Raw genomic sequence first — 17248 nt, 5'->3', positions numbered from 1 at the left:
GCTGGCGTCGACACCTGTCAATGGGGCATGCAGGCACCGAAGTTGAGCCATTGATCGGATGTCCGGGGGCGCACGGGGCGCACCAAGGCGCATTGATCTGCCGAGGGCCTCGACGTGCGCCCCCGGCCGGTGCACAGTTCTCCCTACGTACTCGCCAGTAAGCCCGTCCCCGCACGCCGAGGAGCATCTGTGACCACCTGGGCCGGCCGCACCGCCGCCGAGATATCCGCCGCCGTACGCGAGAAGCGGGTCACCCCGCGCGAGGTGGTCGCCGAGCACCTCGACCGGATCGGGCGGCTCGACGGCCGTGTCGGGGCCTTCCGCACGGTGCGCGCCGAGGCGGCGCTGACCGAGGCCGACGAGGTGGCCGCACGCGGCGACTTCGACCGTCTGCCCCTGGCCGGGGTGCCCCTGGCCGTCAAGGACAACCTCGCCGTGCGCGGCGAGTCCACCCGCGTCGGCTCGGCCGCGACCCCGGACACCCCTGCGGCGCAGGACCATGTGACGGTGGCCCGGCTGCGGGCGGCGGGCGCGGTCGTCGTGGGGCTGACGAACGTGCCCGAGCTGTGTGTCTTCGGCACGACGGACGGCGTGCTGGGCACCGCCCGCAACCCCTGGGACCCGACGCGCTCGGCGGGCGGTTCGTCGGGCGGCAGCGCCGCCGCGGTCGCCGCCGGGATGGTGCCGATCGCACTCGGCAACGACGGCATGGGCTCCCTGCGCATACCGGCCGCCAACTGCGGCCTCGTCACCATCAAGCCGGGACACGGAGTGGTCCCGACGGGTGTCGGGGACAGCGACTGGTTCGGCTTGTCGGAGAACGGACCGCTCGCCACGACCGTCGAGGACGCCCGTCTGATGCTGTCGGTGCTCGCGGGCGACGAACCGGCCCTCCGCTGTGAGCCCGGCCCCCTCAGGGTCGCCGTGTCGCTGCGCAGTCCGCTGGCCGGCGTCACCATCAGCCGCCCGTACACGGCGGCCGCGCGGGAGGCGGCCGGGGTGCTGATGAAAGCGGGCCATCAGATCCGGCGCGCCGACCCGCCCTACCCGATGTCGCTCGCCACGACCTCACTGGCCCACTGGACTGCGGGCACCGCCGCGGACGCCCGGCACCTCGACGCACGTCTGCTGACCCGGCGCACCCGGGTCCACGCGAGACTCGGCCGGCCCTTCCTGGGCAGGGTGCGCTCCGGGACGGCCCGGGAGCGGCTGCGCCGGCGCCTGGAGCCGTTCTTCGCCGAGTACGACGTGCTGCTCACGCCCGCGCTCGCCCGGCGCTCCCCGAAGGCCGCGCCTTGGCATGAGCGGGGCTGGCTGAGCAACGTCCTGGCGAACACGAACTACTCGCCCCTGACGCCCCTGTGGAACCTGACCGGCTGGCCCGCCATGTCGGTCCCCTGCGGAACCCTCCCCTCCGGCGCCCCCTGTGCGGTGCAACTGGTGGGACGCCCCGGCACGGAGTACCAACTCCTGGAACTGGCCCAGCAGTTGGAGGACCGTAATCCGTGGCGGCGTACGGCGCCGATGAACTAGAGTCGGCCGGGTGACTGCCGGGTCGGCCGTAGGCCATACACGAGTGAGGCGCCCGGCCTCGGAGTGAGCGCGGCGGGGGTGACCCCGCCCGGGCCCGCCCGAGAGCCGGAGAGGGCACGAGCCCCGCCTCCCGTCTCCGTGTTTCCTCATCCCCTCGCGCCACTGCGGCGCTTCACCACGGATCCCGGAACCCGGAGACGATTCAGACTCATGTCCCACGCACAGCACGCACCCGAACCGCCGGCCACCGTCGCCCGCCTCGACCACACCGTCGTCTACGCCTCGCACCGCCAACTGTCGGCGGAGTTCCTGGCGGCGGTCCTGGGCCTGAAGGTCGGCGCCCCCTTCGGGCCCTTCCTGCCCGTCGACCTGGGCAACGGCGTGACCCTCGACTACTACGAGAAGACCGACGAGCCGATCCAGCCGCAGCACTACGCGTTCCTCGTGCCCGAGGAGCAGTTCGACACCATGATCGCCCGGCTGGAGGCGCTGGGGGTGACCTACTTCGCCGACCCGAGCCACACCGAGCCCGGCCGGATCAACGACCTCTTCGGCGGACGCGGCGCCTATTTCGACGACCCGGACGGCCACAACATGGAGATCATGACCCGGCCGTACGTCCGTCCCTGACGGCCGCCCGGGGGATGGTGCTGCCGACCACCCAGTGATGCTTGGCGAGGCGCCGGATCCGCTCGAAGCCGTGGCTCTCGAACAGGGTCACCGTGCCGGTGTACAGGAACGACGCGGAGACCGTCCGGCCCTCGGCGTCCTCGGGGCAGCCCTCCACGGTTCCGCCGCCGAGGCGTGCGAGCTCGCGTTCAGTCATGCGGGTCTCCTAAGGACGGGAGACCCACCTGTCAATAACGTCCGTCAGTATTAGATCTAGAGCCCCCGGTACATGACGTGCAGTCCCACCACGCCGTGCCGGGGGTGCTCGAACGCGTCGGGGACCGTGCCGAGGATCGTGAAGCCGAGGGAAGTCCACAGCTTCACGGCCGGGTTGGTCTCGACGACGGCGTTGAACACCATGCCCCGGTAGCCGGCGGCCCTGGCCTCGGTCAGGAGGTGTTCGGCGAGGGCACGGCCGTAGCCCCGGCCGCCCTCGTCCGGGTCGACCATGAAGCCGGCGTTGGCGATGCGGGCGGCGGGGCCGCCGTAGTTGGGGGTGAGGTAGGCGGAGGCGACGACAGTGCCGCGGTCGTCCTCGACGACGTAGACGGTTTTCGCCGGATTCATCCACAGGACCCGGGCCTCGTCCTCGGAGGTGCCCGGGTCCCATGCGTAGGTCTCGCCCGCGGCGACGATGCGGTGCCAGAACGGCCAGATGCGCGGCCAGTCGTCAGCCGTTGCTTCCCTGATCAGCATGGACGTGAGTCTGACACGCCCATGCGTTCGACGATCGCTGAGGGGCAGACGCCCGGTCAGTCGACGCTGGGCAGGATGTGGGGCTCGGCGAGGTCCTCCTCGTAGCCCGCGAGGCGGATCGGGGCCGACCGGGCCCACACGTCGAGGCTGCCGAGCTCGTCGGACCGGTGGCCCTGTCGCTCGGTGCGTTCCTTGGGGCGTTGCTCGCGATTCGTCTTCTCCGGTGTCACCGCGCACTCCTTATGTGTCGGTCACCCTCGGGACGTGTGCGCCGGTCCTGCTCTGCGCCTGCCGCCCGCTCGGGTCTGATGCCAAATACAGTTCGGACGCGGTGGCGCCGGTAACTCCCGGGCGCGCAGGCCGTGGTGTACGGGCTTGTCCCATGACGGACCGTGGGTGTGGGTCCCGTCCTGCTGTCCGTCCGCCCCAGATTAACCAAATGAGCGGCCCCCCGCTCGATGGGGCTGAAAACTGGCGGTAACGATCGCGCGTCATCCTGTGTTCAGCTCGGGTTTACGCGCCGATTTGCCACAGGAAGGGCGTTTTATGGATCACTCGAACGGTGTAAGCCCGCACCGGCGGTTTCCAGACGGTTGCGCAGTTCAAGTGCCGTTGGCTGAGTCGCAAGCTCGCCATGGTCTGCTGCCGTACGGCAACGGCTGTCTCGCAGGAGGACTGACGCATGGAGCTGCGCAGCGTCGAGGAGCTGATGGATCTGCTGTACGCCTGCCGGGGCACCGGGGTCGCCCCGGACCGCGACCGCCCACCGGTCGACCTGCACGATCACGCGCTGCGGACCGCCGCGCTGCTGCGCCGGGGCCGCCCGGCCGACAAGGAGCTGCAAGTGGCGGGGCTGGTGCAGCCCGTCGGCGGGCTGCTGTGGCCCGGCGACCCGGCCGGGCGCGCGGACCACGCCGCCGACGCGGTGCGTGCCCTGCTCGGCGAGCGGGTCTCCCACCTCGTGCGTCGCTGTCCCTGCCCGGACGCCCCGGCCGACGACGACCTCCTCGCCCTGCGCCAGGCGACCGAGGAGGGCCGCACGGCCGGCTTCGACGCCGGGGTCCTGGAGGACTGGCGCACGGTGCTGGAACTGCTGGCGGCCCGCAACTCCCGCCACCTCGGGGCTGTCGACTGACGGACGGTGATGAGACGGTCCGTCGACGACATCGCCGTCGTACGGCCCGGGCGCGGCAAGCCGCGCTCAAGCCGCGGCCAGAACCCCTACCACTTCCCCGGCGCGTAGTCCTTCAGAAAGACCCCGTAGAGGTCCTCCCCCGCCTCGCCCCGCACGATCGGGTCGTACACCCGGGCCGCCCCGTCGACCAGGTCCAGCGGCGCATGGAACCCGGCCTCCGCGAGCCGCAGCTTGTCGTAGTGAGGCCGCTCGTCCGTGATCCATCCCGTGTCGACCGAGGTCATCAGAATCCCGTCGGTCTGGAACATCTCCTGCGCGCTGGTCCGCGTCACCATGTTCATGGCGGCCTTGGCGGCGTTCGTGTTCGGATGTCCCGCACCCTTGTAGCCGCGGCCGAAGACGCCCTCCATCGCGGAGACGTTCACGACGTACGCGCGTGAGCTCGCCGCCTTCCTCGCGGCCTCGGCCATGACCGGGCGGAGCCGGCTGATCAGGATGAACGGCGCCGTGTAGTTGCACAGCTGGGTCTCCAGCAGCTCCACCGGTGAGATCTGCTCGATGGTCTGCACCCAGGTGTTGCTGTCCACGACGTCCGGGACAAGGCCGCCCGCGTCGATCGCCGTGCCGTCGAGGTGCCGCTCGACGCTGGCGTTGCCCGCGACCAGGGCGAGGTCGGCGACCTGCTGGGCGTCGAGGCCACTGGTGCCCAGGGGCAGCGCGGCCAGGCCGTCGACCGCGCCGGAGTTGAAGGCGCCGATGACGTGGTGGGCGGGGAGCTCACCGGCGGGCAGCGGGGCGCTCTCGCCCTCGACCAGCGCGGCGTAGGCGGAGGGCAGCCGGCGCACGGTCTGGGTCGCGTTGTTGACGAGGATGTCGAGCGGGCCCGCCTCGGCGACCTGCTCCGCGAGGGCCACGGCCTGGGCCGGGTCGCGCAGGTCGATGCCGACGACCTCCAGGCGGTGGATCCAGTCCGCCGAGTCGTCCATCGCCTTGAAGCGGCGGATGGCGTCCTTCGGGAAGCGCGTGGTGATCGTGGTGTGCGCACCGTCGCGCAGCAGCCGGAGCGCGATGTACATGCCGATCTTGGCTCGGCCACCGGTGAGCAGGGCGCGCTTGCCGCTGAGGTCGGCACGGACGTCGCGCTTGGCGCGGTTCATGGCGGCGCAGTCGGGACAGAGCTGGTGGTAGAAGTAGTCGACTTCCACGTACCGGGTCTTGCAGGTGTAGCAGGAGCGCGGGCGCTGGAGTATCCCCGCGATCCTGCCCTCCTCGGTGGCCGACGACGGCAGCAGGCCCTCGGTCTCGTCGTCGATGCGCTGGGCGGAGCCGGTCGCCGTGGCCTCCGTGACCGCCTTGTCGTGGGCGGTCTTGGCGGCCCGGCGCTCCTGGCGGCGGCGCTGCTTGACCGTGCGGTAGACGCCCGCGGTGGCCCGGCGCACGGCGACGGCGTCCGGGTGGTCGATCTCCAGCTTGTCGAGTTCCTCGAGCACGCTGAGGCAGACGGCCAGCCGCTCCGGGTCGATGCCGGGTCCGTACGAGAGCCCGCTCGCCTCGTCCATGGCCTGCGGGCCGTCCTCTGTCACCGTCATCGCCGCTGTCGTTCCCTGCTCTGCCGTGGTGGCGCGCCGGTCGCGCCCGCTTTCGAAGGGCGAATTTTACGCCAGCGGCGGGCCGGACCGCCAAACCCGCGCGCTTCAGGACCGGCAGGCCGTGATCAGAGTGCGCACCTCCTCCGAGACGGCCGCCGCGAGCCGGTCGAGGTCCGGCACGGCCGTGCCGTCGGCGACGAGGCCGTAGTGGACGCTCCCCCGGTACGTCGAGACCGCCACCGCCACGGAGTGGCCGGGGGCGAGCGGGGCGAACGGGAAGACGGCGGTGAGCGGGTTGCCGCCGAGCTTCAGGCCGAGGCTGGGCAGGGGCACGCTGGTGACCAGGATGTCGAACCAGAGCCGGGCCGCCTGGCCGACCAGCGGTCCGCCCAGCCGGTGGGCGAGGGCCGGGACGTGGTCGGCGAGCAGGGCGACTGCGCCCGCGCCCCGGTTGGGGCCGGCGTCCTTGTTGCGGTCCATGGCGGTGCGGACCCAGGCGAGGCGGGCCAGCGGGTCCGGGTCGTCCACCGGAAGCCGTATCAGGTAACCGGAGAGCCGGTTGCCCTGCGGGTACGCGGTGCGCGGGCGGCGCTTGGAGACGGGGATCAGGGCGCGGGGCGCGACGTCCTCGCTGCCGTCGCCGCGCTCGTCGAGCCAGCGGCGCAGCGCGCCCGCGACGACCGCGATCAGGACGTCGTTGACGGTGCCGCCGACGGTCTTGCGGACGCGGTGCACGTCGTCGAGGTCGAGCAGCACTCCGGCGGTGCGGCGGGTGCCGCTCGGCTCGCAGGTGAGCGCGGGGGTGGAGCGCACGTCGAGGGAGGAGCGGGCGACGGAGGCGCCGATGTCCAGGGCCCGGCCCACGTCGGACAGGGCGCCGCGCACCATCCCGGGCAGCTCGCGCACGTCCGGCAGCAGACCGCGCGGGGGCTCGGCGGGGCGGGGCCGGGGCGCGGGCATGTCCATCGGGTCCATGACGCCCGCGGCGAGGGTCAGCGCCCGCAGCCCGTCGGCCAGGGCGTGGTGGAACTTGAACAGCACCGCGAAGGAGACCCCGTCCTCGCCGGGCAGCACATGGGCCTCCCACGGCGGCCGGCCACGCTCCAGCGGCCGTCCCATGAGCCGGCCCGCGACCGTGTGGAAGTCGGCGGTCGGCGCGTGCAGCCGCACGTGGTTCAGGGCATCGAAGTCCGGGTCCGATTCGCGGGCCGCGCCGCCGAAGGCGAGGGGCCGGCGCAGCGCGGCGGGCAGCGGCTGCCACACGTTGCGGATCCGCATCCGCAGTCCGGGCACGCCGGCGGCGCGGGCCGCGAGCAGGTCGGCCGCGTGGGCGCCCGCGGCGGGCGAGTGGGAGGAGAAGATCCCGAGCGCGCCGAGGTGCATCGGGTGGTCCGCGGACTCGATGTTCCAGAACGCCAGGTCGAGAGGAGCGAGCAGGTCAGCAGTCAAGGGCTTGCCTCGCGTCGACGACGGGTGGGCCAGCAGTCAATCGCCCCCAGCCGATTACGGTCAAGTACGATCAGGCTACGTACAGTTAACAGCAGATTAAGTCCCGCCCCGACGAAAGGGGCGGGACTTATGGTGCATGTGTGGCCAGTTCAGCACAGGTTGCGGCGCCGGGCACCCCGTGGGAGTCACCCGGGAGGCGTCATCGCGGCCGCTCTCGTCAGGTGACCAGCTGTCCCTTCCCGAGGGCGATGACGCCGCCCTTGGACACCGTGTACAGCTCGGCGTCGCGCTCCGGGTTGACGCCGATCGTCGCGCCCGGCGGCACCTCGACGTTCTTGTCGAGGACGGCGCCGCGCACCACCGCGCCCCGGCCGATGTGCACGTTGTCGTGCAGCACCGACCCCTGCACGACGGCCCCCGGGTCGACCACCACACCCGGCGACAGCACGGACCGCGTGACCTGACCGCGGATGAGACAGCCGGCGCTGATGATGGACTCGCTGGCGATGCCCCCGGCGTTGAAGCGGGCCGGCGAGAGCTGGTACGAGTGCGTGTAGATGGGCCAGCTGCGGTTGAACAGGTTGAAGGCCGGGCGCTCGGCGATCAGGTCCATATGGGCCTCGTAGTAGGCGTCCAGCGTGCCGACGTCCCGCCAGTAGCCCTGGTCGCGGGTGGTCTCGCCGGGCACGTGGTTGGCGCTGAAGTCGTACAGCGCGGCCTCGCCCCGGTCGGTGAGCTGGGGCAGGATCGAGCCGCCCATGTCGTGCACGGAGTGCTCGTCCTCCGAGTCCCGCTGGAGCGCCTCGATGAGGGCCTTCGTGGTGAAGATGTAGTTGCCCATGGAGGCGAAGACCATCTCGGGATCGTCGGCCAGGCCGGGCGGGTCCGCCGGCTTCTCCAGGAAGCGCTCCACCGTCTGGCCGTCCGAGCCCGGCGTGATCACGCCGAACGCCGAGGACTCGCTGCGCGGCACCCGGATACCGGCCACCGTGACGCCCGCTCCGCTGTCGATGTGCTGGGCGAGCATCTGGCGGGGGTCCATGCGGTAGACGTGGTCGGCGCCGAAGACGGCGACGTACTCGGGGCGCTCGTCGTAGATCAGGTTCAGCGACTGCAGGATCGCGTCGGCGCTGCCCAGGTACCAGCGGGGGCCGAGGCGCTGCTGGGCGGGCACGGGTGTGACGTAGTTGCCGAGCAGGCTGGACATCCGCCAGGTGGTGGTGATGTGCCGGTCCAGCGAGTGCGACTTGTACTGCGTCAGGACGCAGATGCGCAGCACGTCGGCGTTCACGAGGTTGGACAGGACGAAGTCGACCAGGCGGTAGGTGCCGCCGAAGGTGACAGCGGGTTTCGCGCGGTCCGCGGTGAGGGGCATCAGACGTTTGCCCTCTCCGCCGGCCAGCACGATTCCCAGTACCGAAGGACCACCACGACGCATGGCCGCTCCCCTCACGCCGATTTCCCGATGCCTGCCCCTGAGCAGCTCGTACTAAGCCTGTTTCAGGATCTCCTCGTAGAGCCGTACCGTGCGGCGGGCCACCGCGTCCCAGCCGAACTCGCCGACCGCGCGTTCCCGCCCGGCCTCGCCCATCCGCCGGGCGGCCTCCGGGTCGCCCAGGACGGAGTCCATGGTCCGGGCGAGACCCGCCTCGAAGCCGTCGCCGACCGGGACGAGCAGGCCCGTCCTGCCGTCGTCCACGACCTCGGGGATGCCGCCGACCGCCGAGGCCACCACGGGCGTGCCGCAGGCCATCGCCTCCAGGTTCACGATGCCGAGCGGCTCGTACACCGAGGGGCAGACGAACAGGGAGGCGTGCGTGAGGAGCTGGATCACCTCCGGGCGCGGCAGCATCCTCGGGATCCAGAACACGCCGTCACGGACCCGGCTCAGCTCCCCGAACAGCTCGCGGAACTCCTGGTCGATCTCCGGCGTGTCCGGTGCGCCCGCGCACAGCACGACCTGCGCGGCCGGGTCGATGTCCCGCACCGCGCGCAGCAGGTGGGGCACGCCCTTCTGGCGGGTGATGCGGCCGACGAACAGCACGTACGGGCGGGAGCGGTCGAGGCCGATCCGGTCCAGGGCGTCCGTGCCGTGGTCGGGCCGGTACAGGCTCGTGTCGATGCCGTTGTGCACGACGTGGACCTTCTCCGGGTCCAGGGCCGGGTAGCAACCGAGGATGTCCTCGCGCATGGCGCCGGAGACGGCGATCACCGCGTCGGCGGCCTCGATCGCGGTGCGCTCGGCCCAGCTCGACAGCTCGTAGCCGCCGCCGAGCTGCTCGGCCTTCCAGGGGCGCAGCGGCTCCAGGGAGTGCGCGGTCATCACGTGCGGGATGCCGTACAGGAGCTTGGCGAGGTGGCCGCCGAGGTTGGCGTACCAGGTGTGGGAGTGGACCAGCTCGCGGCCCTCGAGGGCGGCGGCCATGGCCAGGTCGACGGAGAAGGTGCGCAACGCGTCGTTGGCGCCGTCGAGCGTGGACCAGGGCCGGTGGCGCAGCACGCCGTCGGCGCGGCCCTCGCCCCAGCAGTGCACGTCCAGGTCGACCAGGGGTCGGAGCTCCCGGGCGAGGAACTCCACATGGACACCTGCACCGCCGTACACATCCGGCGGGTACTCCCGGGTCAGCAGTCCCACTCGCACCCGCAACTCCCTGCTCTCAGCGGCCGTTCCCTTTCATGGTCACCCAGATGGGGCCTGTGGGGAAGAGCGGGGCGGCCGTGTGAAGCAACAGTCACCACACAGGCCCCCGCCGGGCACGCGGTAGTACAGACAGCAGCTGCGGCGCCGGAAGGCGGTGCCGGTGAGGGTTCCGGCGCCGGCGAGGAGGGGGTGGGCGAGGAGTTCCGCGGCCAGGGAACGGGCCCGGGAGGCGGTGTCCGTACGGCCGTGCCGCCGGGCCCAGCGGTCGAGTTCCCGGGCGGCGCCCGCCAGCGCGGAGGCGGCGTTGCCCCGCAGCAGGCCCGGGGCGAGGCGGTACCGGGCGCGCAAGGCCGCCGAGAGGGGTTCGAGGTGGCCGTGCAGGACGACGTCCGCGACGGCGGAGGCGTCCCCGGGCAGCGGCCGTACGTCCGACAGCCACAGATCGTCGGGGGCGCCGGCGTCGGCGTCCCAGTGCAGCAGCCGGGGGTCGAGGTCGGGGACACGGCCGTAGAGCGCGGCGCAGCCGAGTGCCACGGACCAGAGGCGGGCCGCGAGTCCCAGGTGGGCCACGGACGCCGCGACGCGCAGCTCCGGGACCCGCAGGGCGTTCGCGACTTTGCCGATACGGAAAATCAGGGGATTTCCGTATACATCCGGTGCCGTGTCGGCGTAGGCCTGTGCGAGAGTGGGGAGAGGCCCCGCCGCCGCTTCTCCCGTGCGCAGCACGAAGTAGCCGCCGAGCGGGCGGAGCGCGGCAAGGCCGGGGTCGAGGTCCACGAAGAGCAGTAGTACCAAGACCCCTAAGGGATGCGACCCGGTGACCCCCGACCGGGCCGCCCACCCTGGGGATGATGGGGTTCCCCGCGTACTCCATCGGCAGTAGGACCCAATGAGTGCTCAGGGACGACGACGGGAAGACCTGGACACGGCAGGGTGTTGGTCATGAAAGCCGACCTTTCGCCGCGCCGGGCCGAGCGCCCCCGCCTGACGCAGAGGAGCAGCCGATGAGCGCCCTCGCGTTGTCCGTCCTGCTGTCGCTCGTGTCCGCGTTCGCCTACGCGGGCGGGGCGATCGTGCAGGAGCGGGTCGCGGTGTCCTCGCCGGGCGAGCAGTACGCGCCGCTGCGGCGGCCGGGCTGGTGGGCGGCGGTCGCGCTGAACGGCCTCGGCGGTCTGCTGCACGTGGTGGCGCTGGCGTACGGCCCCCTCAGTCTGGTGCAGCCGCTCGGCGCGCTGACCATCGTGGTGGCCCTGCCGATGGCGGCGCTGTTCGTCGGCCGCAAGGCCGGTGCCACGGCGTGGCGGGGCGCGATCATGGCGACGGTGGGGCTCGCGGGTCTGCTGTCCCTGGTCGCCGCGTCCGACGCGCGGTCGCTGGACACGGCGCAGCGGGTGGCGGTGGCCCTGGTCACCGCGGGTGTGGTCGTGGCGCTGATGATCGCCGGCCGGGCGGCGCACCGGCACCCGGCGGTCCGCAGCATGCTGCTGGCGACGGCCTCGGGTATCGCGTTCGGCATGTCCTCGGTGTTCACCAAGACCGTCGCGGTCGACTGGACCGGCGGTGTGTCGGCGGCGGACGTGCCGTCCCTCGCCGTGATCGGCGTCCTCGCCACGGCCGGCATGCTGCTATCGCAGGCCTCCTACCGGGGCGCCGGCCTCGCTGCCCCGCTGGCCACGCTGACGGTCGTGAACCCGGTGGTGGCGGCCGCCGTCGGCATCACGATGTTCGGAGAAACCTTCCGCTACGGCACGACGGGCACGGCGCTCGCCCTGAGCTGCGGCGTCGTGGCGGCCGGCGGCCTGATCCTGCTGACGACGGAGCGGCTCACACACGCTCGGCCGGAGAGCGAGGGGACGGGGCTGGAGGTCGCCGGGACGGGTCTGGTCCCCGCGGACACGGGCCTCGGGGCGACGGGGATGCTGCCGGGGCCGGCCGGGGAACCGGCCGGGAGCGTGCGGGGTCTGCCGGAGATGGTGGGTGCGGGATCCGAGCGCGCGGGCGACTTGAGCGGGACCGTGGGTGCCGAGTCCTGGCGCGCGGGTGACTCGGCCGGGACCGTGGGCGGCCTGCCCGGAGGCGAGCTGCCCGGGACGGTGGACGCGACGCTCGAAGCCGTGGGCAGCCTCCCCGAGCTCGCGGCCGAGCGGCCCGGGACGGTAGAGGGTCAGCCCGAGACCGTGGGCGCGCCGCCCGTCGCCGTGGCTGCGCTGCCCAAGGCGCTGGGCGGCGGGGCTGCCGACCTCGGCGGAGCCGGTCGGGGGCCGTCAGGGGACGTGCCGGTGCCCGTGCCGACGGTTGCCCTTGCCGATGCCGTCGTCGACGAACCCGAGGTCGATCCGGATGTCACGTACGAGAGCGGGGAACCGTCGGTGTCCTCCGTGGAACGCCCGCTCTCCTACGCGGCCTTCTACGGCATCCCGTACGTGGCGATGCCCACGGTGGACCGGCACCGCACGCGCATCAGATCCTGACGCCGCCGGCCCTCAGGTACGCGATGGGGTCGACGTCCGAGCCGAACCCGGGCCCCGTCCGCACCTCGAAATGCAGATGCGGGCCCGAGCTGTTTCCGGTGGAGCCGGAGCGGCCGATGCGCTGGCCCGGGCTCACCGTCTGTCCGTCCCGCACGGAGATGGCCGACAGGTGGGCGTACTGGCTGTAGCGGCCGTCGGCGTGCCGGATCACGACCTGGTAGCCGTACGAGCCGCCCCATCCCGCACTGACGACACTGCCCGCGGCGACCGACTTCACGGACGTGCCCGTGGGCACGGGGAAGTCGACGCCGGTGTGGTAGCCCTTCGACCAGGACGAGCCCGCCTTGCGGTAGGGCGTCCCCAGGGAGGCGTTGACGGGGGCGACCAGGCCCTGCCGGGTGGCCGTGGACCGTGCGGCGCGCTCCTTGCTCTCGTCCTTGGACCGGTCCTTGGCGCGCTCCTCGGCGCGGTCCGGAGACGGCTTCTTCGACGACGACTTCTGCGACGGCGGTTTCTTCGTCGACGGCTTGGCCGACGGGGTCCGCTCGGGCGCGGGACGCGTCTTCGTGGCGCCCTCGCCGCTCAGCGCGAGCCGCTGGCCGGGCACGATCAGATCGGGATCGCTCCCTATGGTCGAGCGGTTGGCGGCGTACAGACCTCGCCAGCCGCCCCGCACCTCCCGCTCCTGCGCGATGCCGGAGAGCGTGTCGCCCCGCACCACCGTGTACATCTCGGCGCTGCCCGCCCGGGACTGCGGCGTGGACTGCGGCCGCACGTCCTCGATGGAGGTCTTCGGCCTCTGCTTCCGGTCTGCCTTCTCGCCCTTCCTCGTGCTCTCGGAGGCCGGCCGGATGTCGGGCTCGGCTCCGCCCCGGGTCAGTCCGGCCCGTTCGGAGCACACCGGCCAGGCGCCCGGGCCCTGCCCGTCGAGCACCTTCTCGGCGACGGCGATCTGCTGGTCCTTGGTGGCCAGGTCGGCGCGTGCCGCGTAGGCCCGGCCGCCGTACGCCTCCCAGGTGGACTGGGTGAACTGGAGTCCGCCGTAGAAGCCGTTGCCGGTGTTGATGTTCCAGTCGTTGCTCGACTCGCAGGCGGCGACCTTGTTCCAGGTGTCCACGTCCGCCGCCTGGGCGGTGCCGGCGCCCATGAACGGGAGCGCCATGCCCGCGCCGCCCGCCGTGACGGTGAGTGAGGCGCGGTTGATCCTGTTCGGCTGATACCGGCGATGCCGGCCGCGTACGGCCATCGAGAGCCCCCTAGACATGCGTCAGGAGGGGCAAAAGTAAGCGCTGCGAACCGGCCAGGACAAGGCGGCTATCGGCCGCCCGGTTGCCCAAATGGCCGGGATGAGGCCCCTGTTGCGCGTCGTGCGCCACGGCGGTGCACCGTGTACGTCACCCGGTGCGCATGTGCGGCGCGCGCGGGGACGCGTACGTCGGGTGAGTGCGACGGGGGCTCTTGTGCGTATCTGCCTGCGCGACGTCGCACGACCCGCGCGTGCGGACGAAGGAGCGGCACGTCAGGATGGGCGACGGGGGCATGCTGGTGGACACGCTGGTGGACACCACCCGCAGCACCGATACCGAGGTCTTTAGGAGCCAACCGAATGAGCAGTACAGCGCAGATCGGCGTCACGGGTCTCGCGGTCATGGGCCGCAACCTCGCCCGCAACTTCGCCCGCAACGGCTACACGGTGGCGGTGCACAACCGGACGCCCGCGCGTACGCGCGCCCTGGTCGAGGAGTTCGGCGGTGAGGGGGAGTTCGTCGCGTGCGAGAGCGCCAAGGAGTTCGTGGCCGCGCTGGAGCGGCCGCGGCGGCTGGTCGTGATGGTGAAGGCCGGTGAGCCGACGGACGCGGTGATCCAGGAGTTCGCCCCGCTGCTGGAGCCCGGCGACATGATCATCGACGGCGGCAACGCGCACTTCGCGGACACCCGGCGCCGGGAGCGCGATCTGCGCGAGCAGGGCATCCACTTCGTCGGCATGGGCGTCTCCGGCGGCGAGGAGGGCGCGCTCAACGGACCGAGCATCATGCCGGGCGGCCCCAAGGAGTCGTACGAGTCGCTGGGCCCGATGCTGGAGAAGATCTCGGCGAAGGCCGCCGACGGTTCGCCGTGCGTCTCGCACGTCGGTCCGGACGGCGCCGGGCACTTCGTGAAGATGGTGCACAACGGCATCGAGTACGCGGACATGCAGCTCATCGGCGAGGCGTACCAGCTGCTGCGCGACGTCGCCGGATACTCCCCCGCGCAGATCGCGGAGATCTTCCGCACCTGGAACCAGGGCCGCCTCGACTCGTACCTGATCGAGATCACGGCCGAGGTGCTGTCGCACGTGGACGCGCAGACGGGCGAGCCGTTCGTGGACGTGGTGGTGGACCAGGCCGAGCAGAAGGGCACCGGCCGCTGGACCGTGCAGATCGCGCTCGACCTGGGTGTGCCGGTGTCCGGCATCGCCGAGGCGGTCTTCGCCCGTTCGCTGTCGGGCCACGCGCAGCTGCGGGAGGCCTCGCGCGGGCTGGCCGGCCCGAAGGCGAAGCCGCTCAGCGAGTCGGAGGCCCGGGCCTTCGCCGACCGGGTCGAGCAGGCGCTGTACGCGTCGAAGATCGTGTCGTACACGCAGGGCTTCCACGAGATCGACGCGGCCCGCGGCGAGTACGGCTGGGACATCGACCTCGGTGCGGTGTCCGCGCTGTGGCGTGGTGGCTGCATCATCCGGGCGGCCTTCCTGGACCGTATCCGCGCGGCCTACGACACCCGGCCGGATCTGCCGAGCCTGCTGTCGGACGCGACGTTCGCGCAGGAGATCGCGGACGCCCAGGACGACTGGCGCGAGGTGCTGGTCGCCGCGACCCGCCAGGGCGTGCCGACACCCGGTTTCGCCGCGGCGCTCGCCTACTACGACGCCCTGCGCGCGGAGCGGCTGCCGGCGGCTCTGACGCAGGGGCAGCGGGACTACTTCGGTGCGCACACCTACCGGAGGGTGGACCGGGACGGGTCGTTCCACACGCTGTGGGGTGGGGACCGGTCGGAGGTCTCCGCGTAGGCGCTCCGCGCTGATGGACCGGAACGGGGCCGGTGGGCAGCTGCAACGGCTGTCCACCGGCCCCGTTCTGTTGCCGGTTCTCTTGCTGGTTGTCTTGCTGGTTGTCTTGCCGCCGTTCAGGACAGCGGCGGGCCCGGCTCGGGGTTCGGTACGGGTTCCGGTCCCGGCGGGATCGGGGACGGGTCGGGTCCCGGCACGGGGTCGGGGCCCGGGGGTGGGGTCGGGGCCGGGCCCGGCGGCGGGGTCGGGGCCGGGCCCGGCGGCGGGGTCGGAGCCGGGCCCGGTGGCGGGGTCGGAGCCGGGGGCGGCGGCGGTGTCGGGGCCGGGGGCGGTGGAGTCGGCTCCGGGCCCGGTGGCGGCTGCGGGTTCGGCACCGGATCGGGGTGCGGCTCCGGGCCCGGAGTCGGCCCCGGCGGCACGGGGTCGGGATACGGATTCGTCATGAGGTCCTCCAGCCAGTCGCTCGACTCCGGCTCTGGACTACTCCCCCGCCTACCCGTCGACCGCTTCCCCAGTCACCCACGGGCGGGACGGGGAGGGGCCAGGTGGGGGTACGGGGGACGGGGTTGGACACCGCGTGTGCCGGTTGGGCCTGGAGGGGCATGTGCGAACGGCGGTGTCGCGGAGGCCCAGGCCGGGGGGCGAAGAGCCTGCGGCACGCCCAGGGCTGGTGGGCGCGCGTGCCGACCGCCCGCGCGGGGGGATTTGCGCCCTGCCAGGAGCGAAGATCGGGTGTCCAGCCAGGACAAGACGGCACGCATGGGGGAGGAGCCTGCGCCCCGGGCAGGGTCGAAGAACGCCGCGGCACGCCCATAACAAGGCGGCACGCCCACAACGAGACGGGGCGCGTGCAGCCGTGCAGCCACCGCGAACGAAAGACCCGGGCCGGGGCGCACCGTGAGCACTCGTCCCGCCCAATACTCGACGGAGCGCGTGCCGACCGCGGTGGCAGGGATGCGCGCCCTCAAGGAATCGGAGAGCGCGCGCCGCGCGCGGGACACGCGTGGCCCGTCGGTCAGAAGCGGCCCGGGTGTTCGGTCAGCCAGTCCTTCGCCGCCGTCAGCAGGGCCTGGTCAGCCGGTGGGGCCTCGTCGGGGTGGCGTTCGGACCACTTGGCGACGTAGGGGCACAGCGGGGCGACGGCGCTGTGCTCGCGGCCGGCGATGCCGTAGAGCTCTCGCGCCAGCGCACCCGCGATGCCCTGGCCCTCGTGGGCCGGTTCGACGATCGTGTGCACGGGCACGAGCGCGCGTTCGGGGCTCTTGAGGACGAAGTACTCGATACGGCCGACGACTTCACCTCCGGACACCGCCTCCAGGCGGCCCGCCGCCCGGTCGTCGCGGATCTCCAGGTCCCTCATGGGCACGCTCCTGTCCCCTGTACGTCGGTCAGGCCCGGACGGCCTGCGGGCTGCGCTGCTGCTCCGAGCCCGGTACCGGCTCGGACGGGTCGGCGCCGAGATCCACGATCCGGTTGTCGCGGTCCACGTGCACGACCTGGGGGGTGAGTGCCCGCGCCTCGGCGTCCGTCACCTGTGCGTAGCTGATGATGATCACCAGATCGCCGGGGTGGACGAGATGGGCGGCGGCCCCGTTGATCCCGACGACGCCGGACCCGCGCTCGCCCTCGATGACGTACGTCTCCAGCCTGGCGCCGTTGGTGATGTCCACGATGTGCACGAGCTCGCCGGGCAGCAGGTCGGCGGCGTCGAGCAGGTCGGCGTCGATGGTCACCGATCCGACGTAGTGCAGGTCGGCCTGGGTGACGGAGGCGCGGTGGATCTTGGACTTGAACATGGTTCGAAGCATGGAGAAACTCCCGGTTTGTCTGCTCCCTGCCCGCTTATTGCAGGTCAAGGGCGATTCCGGAGACTACAACGATTCGCATGTTCGGTCAGCTGTCGCCAGGTGTTTCCGTACTCACACTGACCCATTGTCGATTTTCCTGATGAGTGATCAGGCCACTACCGGACTACTCCAAGCCCTCATCGCCGATCACCGACTCGGGGTGAGGCGCGGG

At 72.2% G+C, this 17248-nt stretch carries 15 protein-coding genes and 2 pseudogenes; 5 read left to right on the top strand and 12 right to left on the bottom strand.

Translation table 11 applies throughout. From position 1 onward, the window contains the following. Positions 1-189 precede the first annotated feature (189 nt). Both PV963_RS39795 and PV963_RS39790 read left to right on the top strand, forming a co-directional pair. Positions 190-1533, top strand: coding sequence for an amidase (locus PV963_RS39795; protein WP_274821297.1), 1344 nt, complete (start codon positions 190-192; stop codon positions 1531-1533). Positions 1534-1743: 210 nt separating this feature from the next. After that, positions 1744-2163 carry a VOC family protein gene (locus tag PV963_RS39790; protein WP_274821296.1) on the top strand — a complete coding sequence of 140 codons (420 nt, stop codon included), beginning with the start codon at positions 1744-1746 and terminating at the stop codon, positions 2161-2163. Here PV963_RS39790 and PV963_RS39785 read toward each other — a convergent pair. Genes PV963_RS39785 through PV963_RS39775 form a run of 3 tightly spaced genes read right to left on the bottom strand, consistent with a single transcriptional unit; the run spans position 2135 to position 3128 of the window. Then, on the bottom strand, positions 2135-2359 hold the full coding sequence (locus PV963_RS39785) for a hypothetical protein (RefSeq protein ID WP_274821295.1): 225 nt from the start codon (positions 2357-2359) through the stop codon (positions 2135-2137). The two genes, PV963_RS39790 and PV963_RS39785, sit on opposite strands and share 29 nt — an antisense overlap. Positions 2360-2415: 56 nt before the next feature. After that, entirely contained in the window at positions 2416-2898 is a 483-nt protein-coding gene (locus tag PV963_RS39780; RefSeq protein WP_274821294.1) for a GNAT family N-acetyltransferase, read from the bottom strand. Between the two features lie 56 nt (positions 2899-2954). Continuing rightward, the gene (locus tag PV963_RS39775; protein WP_274821293.1) at positions 2955-3128 is read right to left on the bottom strand and encodes a hypothetical protein; all 174 of its coding nucleotides are present in this window, start codon (positions 3126-3128) and stop codon (positions 2955-2957) included. A 452-nt stretch (positions 3129-3580) separates the two neighbouring features. Here PV963_RS39775 and PV963_RS39770 point away from each other — a divergent pair, with 452 nt between their 5' ends. Beyond that, positions 3581-4033, top strand: coding sequence for a hypothetical protein (locus tag PV963_RS39770; protein WP_274821292.1), 453 nt, complete (start codon positions 3581-3583; stop codon positions 4031-4033). A gap of 86 nt (positions 4034-4119) precedes the next feature. Here the strand turns inward: PV963_RS39770 and PV963_RS39765 are convergent, their stop codons facing one another. From PV963_RS39765 to PV963_RS39745, 5 genes are all read right to left on the bottom strand, one after another. After that, the gene (locus PV963_RS39765) at positions 4120-5622 is read right to left on the bottom strand and encodes an SDR family NAD(P)-dependent oxidoreductase (protein ID WP_274821291.1); all 1503 of its coding nucleotides are present in this window, start codon (positions 5620-5622) and stop codon (positions 4120-4122) included. A gap of 105 nt (positions 5623-5727) precedes the next feature. Further along, positions 5728-7071, bottom strand: coding sequence for a wax ester/triacylglycerol synthase family O-acyltransferase (locus PV963_RS39760; protein ID WP_274821290.1), 1344 nt, complete (start codon positions 7069-7071; stop codon positions 5728-5730). 217 nt (positions 7072-7288) lie between these two features. Further along, entirely contained in the window at positions 7289-8509 is a 1221-nt protein-coding gene (glgC, locus tag PV963_RS39755; RefSeq protein ID WP_274821289.1) for a glucose-1-phosphate adenylyltransferase, read from the bottom strand. Positions 8510-8560: 51 nt separating this feature from the next. Continuing rightward, positions 8561-9712 (bottom strand): glycogen synthase, encoded by a 1152-nt coding sequence (gene glgA, locus PV963_RS39750; protein ID WP_274821288.1) that lies wholly within the window; start codon positions 9710-9712, stop codon positions 8561-8563. A gap of 39 nt (positions 9713-9751) precedes the next feature. Beyond that, positions 9752-10507 (bottom strand): (2Fe-2S)-binding protein, encoded by a 756-nt coding sequence (locus PV963_RS39745; protein ID WP_274821287.1) that lies wholly within the window; start codon positions 10505-10507, stop codon positions 9752-9754. Positions 10508-10716: 209 nt separating this feature from the next. Between PV963_RS39745 and PV963_RS39740 the strand changes: the two genes are divergently transcribed. Beyond that, the gene (locus PV963_RS39740; RefSeq protein WP_274821286.1) at positions 10717-12183 is read left to right on the top strand and encodes a DMT family transporter; all 1467 of its coding nucleotides are present in this window, start codon (positions 10717-10719) and stop codon (positions 12181-12183) included. On the opposite strand, the pseudogene PV963_RS44170 reads toward PV963_RS39740, so the two are convergent. Both PV963_RS44170 and PV963_RS44165 read right to left on the bottom strand, forming a co-directional pair. After that, positions 12173-12961: pseudogene (locus PV963_RS44170) on the bottom strand (M23 family metallopeptidase); the annotation flags it as partial. The gene PV963_RS39740 and the pseudogene PV963_RS44170 overlap by 11 nt on opposite strands. A gap of 177 nt (positions 12962-13138) precedes the next feature. Then, positions 13139-13330: pseudogene (locus PV963_RS44165) on the bottom strand (transglycosylase family protein); the annotation flags it as partial. Positions 13331-13789: 459 nt separating this feature from the next. Between PV963_RS44165 and gndA the strand changes: the two are divergent. Next, a complete protein-coding gene (gene gndA, locus PV963_RS39730; protein WP_274821284.1) occupies positions 13790-15229 on the top strand; it encodes an NADP-dependent phosphogluconate dehydrogenase in 1440 nt (479 codons plus the stop codon). A 1015-nt stretch (positions 15230-16244) separates the two neighbouring features. Here gndA and PV963_RS39725 read toward each other — a convergent pair. Beyond that, on the bottom strand, positions 16245-16589 hold the full coding sequence (locus PV963_RS39725; RefSeq protein ID WP_274821283.1) for a GNAT family N-acetyltransferase: 345 nt from the start codon (positions 16587-16589) through the stop codon (positions 16245-16247). A 28-nt stretch (positions 16590-16617) separates the two neighbouring features. After that, on the bottom strand, positions 16618-17037 hold the full coding sequence (gene panD / locus PV963_RS39720) for an aspartate 1-decarboxylase (RefSeq protein WP_274821282.1): 420 nt from the start codon (positions 17035-17037) through the stop codon (positions 16618-16620). Between the last annotated feature and the right edge of the window lie 211 nt (positions 17038-17248).

Source organism: Streptomyces coeruleorubidus, from assembly GCF_028885415.1.
In the GTDB taxonomy this organism is placed as follows: domain Bacteria; phylum Actinomycetota; class Actinomycetes; order Streptomycetales; family Streptomycetaceae; genus Streptomyces; species Streptomyces coeruleorubidus_A.
This window is presented reverse-complemented; position numbering and strand designations above follow the sequence as displayed.